A 10,664-nucleotide genomic window follows, 5' to 3' on the forward strand; every position below is an offset into this window, starting at 1 on the left:
CAGAGATGAAATGATTATCACTTCGAAAGCTGGCTGGGGTATGTGGCCTGGACCTTACGGTGATTTTGGTTCACGTAAATATTTAATTTCCAGTTGCGACCAGAGTTTAAAGCGCATGGGATTAGAATATATCGATATTTTTTACAGCCACAGACCAGACCCAAATACACCTGTTGAAGAAACCATGATGGCTTTAGACCAAATTGTAAGATCTGGTAAAGCCTTATATGCGGGGATTTCATCCTACAGTCCAGAAGAATCAAAAAAAGCATTCGAAATTTTAAAAGCATTGGGAACACCTTGTTTAGTACATCAGCCTTCTTATAGTATGTTTAATCGTTGGGTAGAAGATGGCTTATTAGATGTATTGGAAGACTATGGCGTTGGTTCTGTTGTTTTTAGTCCGTTATTTCAAGGCCTATTAACCGATAAGTATTTATACGGCATTCCAGATGGTTCAAGAGCTTCAAAACCAGATAGTTTTTTACAAACATCCGATATTAATGAGAAAAACATTGGAAAGGTTAAAGCCTTAAATGAAATCGCTAAAAAACGCAGTCAAAAAATGTCTCAACTAGCACTAGCATGGGTTTTAAGAGATAAGCGCGTCACTTCTGTTATTATTGGAGCTAGTAAAGTATCACATATAACGGACGCTGTTGGTATTCAAAAAAATCTTGAGTTTTCATCAGAAGAATTGCAATCCATTGAAAGTATTTTAAATAGATAATCCATGAAGTTTGAAGATGTGAAATAAATTCTGTCTATTGACGTCTTTTTCTTCGTATGGTCATAACTTTAGAGTGATGAGGGCATAAATTTTAGACTATCTAACTAAACTAAAATGTCCTCTAAATGTTCTGACATTACCTGAAGTCTCAATTAATTTTGCAACAAACCAATAATCTGAAGTGGCCAATTGCTGACCATTAAAAGTGCCATCCCAAGACCCACTTTTGGCATTTAATTGTTTTATAAGCTTTCCATATCTATCGAAAACACTCACAAGAGATGAATTAGCAAAATCATCACCCAACCCTCGTACATGCCAGGTATCATTGTTACCATCGCCATTAGGTGTAAAATATTTTGGAAACCCAAGAATGAATACTTCTAAACTCGCTGTACCGCATTTATTTTTGTCTTTTACATAAACCGTATGAGAACCTGCACCTACTCTATCAAAAAATAGTTGATCTTGGTACGGTCCGTTAATATCATCTAAAGAAAATTCATAATCTCCAATACCGAGATTATTGTTATCATTATTAATGGTGATGCTATTGTTATTAGATAGTTCTACGATGGTAATATCCTCTTCATCTATAGTCGCAATCGCAGATTCTACCACTTCAAAAGACACGGGAAACGATTCACACCCAAAGCTTGACGTTGCAATAACTGTATAAATACCACCCGAAAGCACTGTGGCACTTGGTGCTGTACTCACTAAGGTTCCGCTTTCATCTTTCCATTCATAAGAATAAGTTCCAGTTGAATTAAAAGTAAACAAGGTAATTGGGTTATTATCTAAACAGTAAATCTCTGTTTGATCAACTTCAAATTCAGGTCTCGGATTTACAGTTAATAATAAATGTGGGCCAAGGCCAAAGCATTCTCCGTTATCGTCACTTTCGACGCGCACGTAAAGCAATTGAGAAAACGGAGTTTCATTTATAAAATTACTGACAGATGTTATTTCATCCTGTTCTAATTGAGCATCATTTAAATTTCTATAATAACTAACACTTAAATTTTGTCCGCTCGGAAACTCAGCCATAAATCCAGCTGTGGCTTGATCCAGGTCAAAAACATGAAAACTATCAATAATTGTATCATCATCACAAGCTTCTAACTCTTGTAAATAACCATTTGTAAAAGCTGTTGTAGACACTTCAAGATTTACTGTAGAAACTCTAAAGCAACCATTGCTACTTTCTACTCTTGCGTATAATGTATTAGCTGTTGTATTGTTAAATGATGCGGCGTCAACGGGTCCCGTGCTAGTATTGGCATCAGATAATGATATATGATATGATATATTGAGTCCTGAAGAATTATTATTTGTAATCACATCATTAGCTTCATTTAAGTTATAATCTGTGAAGCCGTCTGAAACGCCATCTTCATCACAATTTTTAAAAACAATACTCGGTAGAATCACTGGTAATTCATTAACCTGAATTTGAAATGATGTATCTGTATAACAACTTGAATCTAAATTATTCGTAACTCTTACATAGATATTTTGTAAACCACCTATCGTACTAAGATATGATGTTGGATTGGGAATTATGGTTGCGTAAAGATTATCTGCAAAATAGGTAAACGTAAAATCTGAAGGAGAATCGCCGTTAAGTATGATTGATTCGTTAAGGGTTAAATCGAAAATATCGATCCCATTGGTATCATCGCCATCTGCATTGCTATCACATAATTCTAAAACAGGAATTTCTGAAGAATCAGGAGGGTTCACTACTTGATATACTGTTATATTTACTGCCAGTAGCAATGGACTTTCGCAAGTATTTACGGTTTGCGTGGCATAATAGGTACCCGAAAACAAAATTTCACTTGGGTCGAAAGGTGTTGTTATAGTATTATTTGAATACCACAATATATTGCTGCCTGATATAGCTATATCATTAAAAGTAGCATATTCATTTTCACAAAATGTCTGGTTAATGTTGATTGTGGTAGGTGGTGGTGTATTTTGAACTGTAGCAGTCACAGCTGTTCTTGTTCCCGTTGTACATCCGTTTAGTGTAGCATCAACATAATAGGTTGTTGTTGCACTTAAAACTGGTGTTAAAAATGAATTTCCTGTAAAAACTAAATTTCCCCCAGCAGCACTGTCATACCAATTTACATTACCTTGAGAAGACGTTGCTGTTAGCGTTCCTGAACCATTATCGCAAACAAGATCATTACTTGTTGCCGTTATCGTCGGAATTGGATTAATTACAGCCGTTACAGGTGTTCTGATACCTTCTAAACAATCATTTAAAGATGCTAGTGCGTAATAAATCGTGGTCGTCGTTATATTAGGGGTTACAAAATTTAATCCACTACCTACTATATTTCCGCCTGTTGGTGCATCAAACCAACTTACTGTACCATCTAAAGGAGTTGCCTGTAAGGTAACTGATCCACTACCGCACCGTGCTCCATTCGTGTAATCGTCTATAATATTAACAGTCATACTGGTACTTCCAGAAATATTCAAAATGGGCTCTAACGGAAAACCTCCATATTCAACAATATATCCCTTGGGTTGATAATTTCCACTTGTATCACCGGTATTTGTTAAATCATTCCATTTTCCGGGTAATCCAACATTAAAGGTTACATGTGCATAATCTTCGTTTGCTCCAAGATATTGATTTGGTTCACCTGTATTCCAATTGGCGTAATTTGGCGAATTTCCATTAGCTAGTCCGTACCAAAAAATCAAACCATTTTCCGCAGGTGGTCCAGTTACCCATTTCCAAGTACCTTCTATTTCAGCATCACTTCCTCCAATCCATCCCGCTCCTGCAGCTTGCTCTCCTGCTAATTGGGCTTCTTCTGGGTAAAGTAATGTGGCTAAATACCCTTGTAATCCATAATAGGTTCTGGCCTCGGCAGCTACTTTGGCATCTGTCCATGTAATTCCCACAGCAGAAACATATTCATAATAGTGTCCAGTTCTTGGTAGATAATTAGCATCACCAATAGTAAACGAAAAGGTTTTATTTAATGGATTGATGTTGGTGCTTTGAAACACCACATCTTTTACAGCAGCAATTAAGTCAATATAAGTTGCTTGAGCGCCTCCAATTCCTTCTAATGCTAACTTTCCCTCTAAGGCATTCCAGGTATTTGTAATATTCGGATGTGTTCCGTTTAAAATAAGTTGATCAGCGCCATTTTCATAACCAGTAGAAATTTGAATATAAAGCGCATCTATTACTGAATCATCCGGATCTATAATATTAAAATCCGTTACGATATTCATTTGACTTAACGGACAATAAACTTGATTACCAGTTGCAATAATTTCTGGAGGATCATTTTTAGCACTCACTAGATTAACCACAAAAAAACAACTTGCTATTAGTAAGAAAATAAAAATTTTATTCTGTAACATTAAACTTAAAACAATTTATTTTTTAATACCAAAAATTAATAATTATGTAAATATAATGAATGAAATTTCAAATAAAGTAAACCTTTTGCCTTCTTTAGGGGCCCTTATCTACATAATAATAGATATGCCAAAAGAAGACATTGATTTTATAATAAACGTAACAACCAATAGAGAAATACCTTTTACTAATCTTTGTGTTTTTTAGCTTATTTTACCGCATTATGGTTGATTATTTTTTTTTGTTTATATTACTGAAGATGTTAAATATTTAATATCAGTTAATTCTCCTCTCAAAATTAATGTAACAAAAAGAAAAACGTAAGTATGAAAATGAAATTAAAAGAGTTAAGAGAAAAAAAATACGTGTTTATATGGTTGTTATTTTTAACACTTGCAAGTTGCAATCAGAAAAATGAAAATAAGGAAACAACTGTTAATAATAAGACTATTCATTGGGATTTAGCAGATATCAAAAAATCTGGAAAACTAAGAGCCCTAACAATTTATAGTGGTACGACCTATTTTTTATATAAAGGTCGCCCTATGGGTTATGAATTTGAATTGTTAGAACGATTGGCAAAACACTTAGGTGTCTCTCTTGAAGTAATTGTAGTAAAAAATGTGGATGAATTATTTCAAAAACTCAATAATGGCGAAGGCGATATATTGGCTCATGGTTTAACCATCACCTCTAATAGAAAAGAAGAAGTTTCATTCACAGATTATTTATACCTAACAAAACAAGTCCTCGTCCAGAAAAAGCCAGACAATTGGCGAACCATGCACTGGCATAAATTGGAGAATGCCTTGATAGACGATGCTATCGAACTTATTAAAGATACAGTTTCAATTCGTGGAAAATCGGCATATAAAGAACGGATATCCAATCTGTCGGAAGAACTTGGTGGTAATATTTATATAGAAGAACTTCCAGGTGAAATGGCTACTGAAGAAATAATTAAAAAGGTGGTTGAAGGAGAAATAAAATATACCATTGCCGATTATAATATAGCCAGTATTATGGCATCCTATTATCCCATTTTAGACATTGATGTACCTGTAAGTTTTTCACAAAGAATAGGTTGGGCAACCCGTCATAAATCACCAAACTTATTACTAGCCACCAACACATGGTTACATAAAATAAAAAAGAACGTAGATTATAATGTTATATATAACAAGTATTTTAAGAATAAAAAAAACTTTAGAAGACGAGTAAAAAGCGATTTTTACAGTTTAAATAATCAAGAAATAAGTCCTTACGACGATTTGATTAAAAAACACTCGAAAAAACTTAATTGGGATTGGAGATTAGTAACCTCCTTAGTTTATCAAGAATCAAGATTTGATCCAAAAAACAGTTCATGGGCGAGTGCTGAAGGTTTAATGCAACTCATGCCAAAGACAGCAGAAGAACTTGGGGTTACTAATAGGAAAGACCCTGAACAAAGTATTAGAGGTGGAACTAAATACCTAAACCAATTATATAAAAATTTCGAAAATATTACAGACTCCATTCAGCGTATAAAATTTACAATGGCTTCCTATAATTGTGGCTTATATCATGTAAAAGATGCTCAAAACTTAGCTAAAAAAAGAGGACTAAATGAGAAAATTTGGGACGATAATGTTGAAGATATGATTTTAGATTTAAGCATTGAAAAAAATTATTTGGACCCTGTTGTCAAATATGGTTATGTACGAGGTATAGAACCATATAATTATGTGCTACAAATTTTTGAACGTTATCAGCATTACACTCAGTTTATTGATGTTTAATCGCTCCATGTATTTAAAGTAACGGTTAAAATCTTCTTTAAGACATGCATCAGCATCTCATCTAAAACAAGTTAAATGAAAATTTGTTACCAGAATCCATTGGAAATTGATTGGAAACCATGTGTCAATGATTTGTTTCAAATAAATGGTATTTTGTTTTTTTTCTGATATAAACGCGATGATTTTATCTTTTTCATGCATATTGGTTATTAAAAACAAAACGACCATCAAAATATATGATGGCCGTTACATTCCCTTTTCATAGCATTTTAACGCAAGTTATGTTAAGACTAATTCTTTAATTTCATTCTTTATAATGTTAGCACTTGCGATTTTATTTGAGGTAGATATCCATTGGATTGATTTTTTATAACGAAAGATTTCATTGTTGTGCGTTGGGTCCATCACCATTAAATAAATCCATTCATTATCGAGCAGCATCTTCAGATTTGAGTTTCTCAAAAGGATTTCTGATACGCGAGTAATGGGTGCTTGAATCATAACAGTCAGTCGCAACGGTTTATGATACATAGCGTCATCCGATCGAAACAAGGATTGCAGTGGCAGTCCCATCTTTAGATCACCTCCATTCCCCTGAACAACTCCAAATTTACCTGTAATGTTATGGGTGATTTTAGACCCACCACCATACGTGTTGTTATCAACTGTTGAAAAATAGTAGTGGTTATTAATCCATTGTGTCACGACCATTGGACCTTGCATAATACCTTCCAAGGCTTTGCCTTTGGTATCTAATTCCCAGTCATAAGAGTGAAGAAAGCAACTACTATCAAGATTGGTGTTTTTTGTCAAGTTTCTAGGTCCCACAATAAAGCCTGCATTTTTTGCAAGGCCCCATTCTGGTCTTGTTTCTCCCCAATTATTAGCTTTTTGTTGCGCTGAGGAAATGCTGTTCCCTTTTACGCCAAGTCTATCTTGAGTTGCTGTTTGCCGTGCTTTTAATAAATTTGTTTTCAAGTTTTCAACAAGTTGCTTGTGTGAATCAGGAACTTCAGAATCAAACAGGACGATATCATCGGTGGTCGTATTATGTTCTGCACCTATAAAAACTGTATTATCAGGAATCATCACACCGTGAATTTCCGCCAAAGCTTGTCTCACTTCTAATATGTTAGCTAGTTTTGCAAGCATCCGCGCATTATGTCGTCCCGGACTTGCAGCACAGGCACCACAATCTAAACTCGAACTAAAGGGGTTGTTTGCAGAGTGACTTCCATGACCTACAAAAAGGACTAAAGGTGCAAACTGTTTCCAACCCATAAGGTCAAAAGCTGATTTCACAATCCCTACTTTTTCATCCAATGGAATTCCGATCGGGACAACCTCTTCATTTATCGCCTTGTTGATATCAGGTTGACAAATCGTTTCCATTTTGGAAGTATTTTTCTCGTTCATTTTATACATCTTTCCAGGCATCATGGTTCTAAAAATTAATGACAAACCATAATAAAAACCTGACCCTTCCACATATCCAAACGCAGATGGTAACATATTTTTCATCCGTTTAAGAAAGTACCTACCAAATTTTAACACACTATTGTTCTTTTTGTATGCCACAAAGTTTTCTTCTTTGTTGTCTTGCGCTGTTTCTGAAACTGTATAGGCCGAAGACACAATTGGCGGGCAGGATTTACGTGTAATCCCATCGTTAATATTGTTATAATCCATGGCGATACCGAAAAATCCAGCATAGCCATAGGTTTCATAATTCCCCTTTGACTCCACATGTCTTCGGATGAGCTCTGACCTTGTGTCGATACAAAATACCATTTGCGCATCAGGCACTTCATTTTTATCAGATGATTTGGTTGTAATGGATTCCTTTTCCAAGGTATTAACCAATTGGTTTTGCCAGCTTTCCTCCCACGCCTTTAACCAAATGTATTGAAGCTTTGAAACAAGACTATTTGAAGTTTCTTCATTGTTTTCTGGAAGTATAGACACATTCAATTTTTTTGCTGTCCAAAGACGTGCTGCCAAATAATCCATCAAGCTTATTGGAAAGTCTTGCGCCCAATCCGAATTAGAGGCTTCTCGATGGTTTATATATCCCGTCCATCCTGGAAGTGCTGCCAGATGATACGTAAAGATATTTATATACTCCTTTTCAGAATGATTTGTCAAGATTTGCTCTAAGGCTTTCTCACTCGTTTTTGGAATATCCTTGAGACGTGTCATTCCCAATTCAGAATCGTATATTACTAAATATCTCCATGCCGTATAAAACCCTTCGCTCTTAAATGGCATATCCCATTCAGCTAGACCTTCATCCATAAAAGCGGCGAGCCATTTCGCCATGATACGATCGACATCATTGTTAACGTTTAATTCTTCTGAGCGTTTTTGTAATTCTATCTGTTGTAAATAGTATTCGGGTGACTCAGACAATCCGTTTTCTTGCAAAAGGTCAACTAATACAACTCTATCAATATCTCCATTTTCCCAAGCCTGGCGATACAATTTAGGCTCTGGAAAAGCATTGGCATTTAAATGCTTTTCAGCTGAACTTACAGCTTCTTTAAAAGATGACGTTTCGTAACCCGACAATGGGTTAGAAGCCACAAAAGTGTACAATGGCCAAGTTTTTCCAATAACCTTTGATGCTTCATCAATACTGTTTAAAATAGCGTGGTTCATATAAATTTTGATTTATACATTAAAACTGATTTTTTATACGGTTGAGATATATTCATTAATTTAACATAGAGCCAAGGGATTTTTTGGTAAACACCTAATTTCATGACGAAAAAGCCAATAAGGAATATGATTCCAAATATGATTTGCACCCAAGATAAAGACAATGGTTGAGCAATCATTGGCATATCCGACATTAGAATAGTAACACCATTATACATCAGAGCATAAATGCCTATCCCAGCGACGAAAAGCAAAATTGGCACAATCATTTTTTGCAGCACAGAGAGGCTTTGCTCCTTAACAATATTATAAGTTGCCTGTCCTACGGTAATTGCTACTATAAGGGTTAGAAATACACCACTATCCATCGCCATTCCTTTTCCCGTCCATAACGCAAAGAGAACAGCTCCTAAACCTCCAAAAAGCAAAACCACAATGGCTTGAAACGGTTTAATTTTTAATTGCTGCTGGTGTTGCGGTTTCGTTTGTGCTATTTCCTCTCCTGAAGAAAGAAACAAATAGGCCTTATAAAATCCGTGAAGAATCAAATGAACTACGGCTGCATTAAAAAAGCCTAAACCACATTGCATAATCATAAAACCCATTTGAGCAATCGTAGAACATGCTAGTTTTTGTTTAACATTTACTTGAAGCAACTTCGTAAACTGTGCGATAATTGCCGCAAACCCTCCAATAATAAAAAGAATATTCAAAGTGTCTGAAGCAAACAACAAGGTCGCAAACATTGCCAATAAAATACCGGCACCATTCACAAAGCCAGCATGCATAAGCGCAGAGGCAGGTGTAGGTGCTGTCATAGCAGAAAGTAACCAACGATGAAATGGATAAATTGCTGATTGAACAATAGCTGCTGCAATAATACACAGTGCTGATATGACTGTAATATAAATTGGTAGTTCGTTAACAACTAATGACAATCCACTTACTGTAAACGCTCTACTATTAAAAGCTAGCAGTAGCAAACCGATACTCAAAAAAACTGTACCTGTCAAAAAGTATTTTTGTGTAAATTTCAAAGCTTCCCTGGCTTCACCCCAAGTTTTATCAATACCAATCAATTGAGACATAAAAATTCCCATAACTAACCAGCTTAAAAGTACAAGTAATACATGATTAGACATAACCAAAAGCATCACCGATAATGTAAAACCCAAACAGAGCATCATAAACCTGGAATGAAATCTAAATCCCTTGAGATAACTGCTTGCGTAACTGCTTACAATAGAGCTAAAAAAGGTAACCGTGGTCCAGATTAAAATGGTAAATCCATTAATGCGGAAGGCACTTCCCAAATACAACTCAGGCATATTGCTGAAGTTAATACTGAGATATAACAAATTACCGACAAATAAAAGCCATAAAAAGGACGTTACAAATTGAGAAACAGTAGAATTTTGCACGTCTTCATTATCGCCAATGACGATTTGTGAATTATTAATATCGAAATTATTTTCAAGAGTCATTTTTGAATTTTTAATAATTTTTATTTTGTAAGTATTAAAATTTTTTAAGTTTATCCGATTGTTTTATCCAATAATCTTAGCATAAAAGATAGACATGTTGTTACGTCAAATCTGTGTATTTCGTACTATCTGTTTTTGACCCAGTTTCATTACTCTCACCGCGCACTTTGGCGAAAATGACCAATCCCAAAATAAAGCTACATAGTACTAACTTATCCAAGAAAATATGATTATTCAAATAGGCCATCCCAATAAAGAACATTATGGCTATCATACCTAAAATTGGTAAAAATGTTGATTTTGAAAATTGCATGTTATGTTTGATTTTATTGAGGTTAGACATTATTTTGCAACACTGATATTGAGAACACCATTTATTTCTAAATTCTTACCAAGACCTCGGGAGTTATTAATGAATTCTCGTGCAATCACTTTTTCCTTTTCGAGCTCTACAATACGTCCATCGAGGTCGTCTGTTTTGCATTTGTGATCGCCTTCCCAAATTTGAAGTCTTTGGATTTTATGAAAATTAATTTTTTCATCAATCAAATTCATAATAATGTGAGATGCTTCAGAAGGTGTAAACTCCCCTTTAACCAATTGAATTTTCTGGG

General features: G+C 35.0%; 7 protein-coding genes. 2 read left to right on the top strand and 5 right to left on the bottom strand.

Annotated elements, in window-relative coordinates:
• On the top strand, positions 1-730 hold a 730-nt coding region (locus AC15TD_RS04570), incomplete at its 5' end, for an aldo/keto reductase (RefSeq protein WP_484450953.1).
• Positions 731-826: 96 nt separating this feature from the next.
• On the opposite strand, the gene AC15TD_RS04575 is transcribed toward AC15TD_RS04570, so the two are convergent.
• Positions 827-4,129 (bottom strand): Ig-like domain-containing protein, encoded by a 3,303-nt coding sequence (locus tag AC15TD_RS04575; protein WP_484450954.1) that lies wholly within the window; start codon positions 4,127-4,129, stop codon positions 827-829.
• Positions 4,130-4,453: 324 nt separating this feature from the next.
• Between AC15TD_RS04575 and AC15TD_RS04580 the strand changes: the two genes are divergently transcribed.
• The gene (locus AC15TD_RS04580; RefSeq protein WP_484450955.1) at positions 4,454-5,908 is read left to right on the top strand and encodes an MltF family protein; all 1,455 of its coding nucleotides are present in this window, start codon (positions 4,454-4,456) and stop codon (positions 5,906-5,908) included.
• Positions 5,909-6,187: 279 nt separating this feature from the next.
• On the opposite strand, the gene AC15TD_RS04585 is transcribed toward AC15TD_RS04580, so the two are convergent.
• The 4 genes from AC15TD_RS04585 to AC15TD_RS04600 form a co-directional block, all read right to left on the bottom strand.
• Complete coding sequence (locus AC15TD_RS04585; protein ID WP_484450956.1) at positions 6,188-8,566, bottom strand: DUF2309 domain-containing protein; 2,379 nt, start codon at positions 8,564-8,566, stop codon at positions 6,188-6,190.
• The gene (locus AC15TD_RS04590) at positions 8,563-10,050 is read right to left on the bottom strand and encodes a proton-conducting transporter transmembrane domain-containing protein (protein ID WP_484450957.1); all 1,488 of its coding nucleotides are present in this window, start codon (positions 10,048-10,050) and stop codon (positions 8,563-8,565) included. Before AC15TD_RS04590 ends, AC15TD_RS04585 begins: the two co-directional genes overlap by 4 nt.
• A 100-nt stretch (positions 10,051-10,150) precedes the next feature.
• Positions 10,151-10,363: a hypothetical protein gene (locus tag AC15TD_RS04595; protein WP_484450958.1), complete on the bottom strand. Its 213-nt coding sequence runs from the start codon at positions 10,361-10,363 to the stop codon at positions 10,151-10,153.
• A gap of 29 nt (positions 10,364-10,392) precedes the next feature.
• A partial coding sequence (locus AC15TD_RS04600) for a hypothetical protein (protein ID WP_484450959.1) occupies positions 10,393-10,664 on the bottom strand: 272 nt, incomplete at its 5' end.

The organism is Yeosuana sp., from assembly GCF_057126245.1.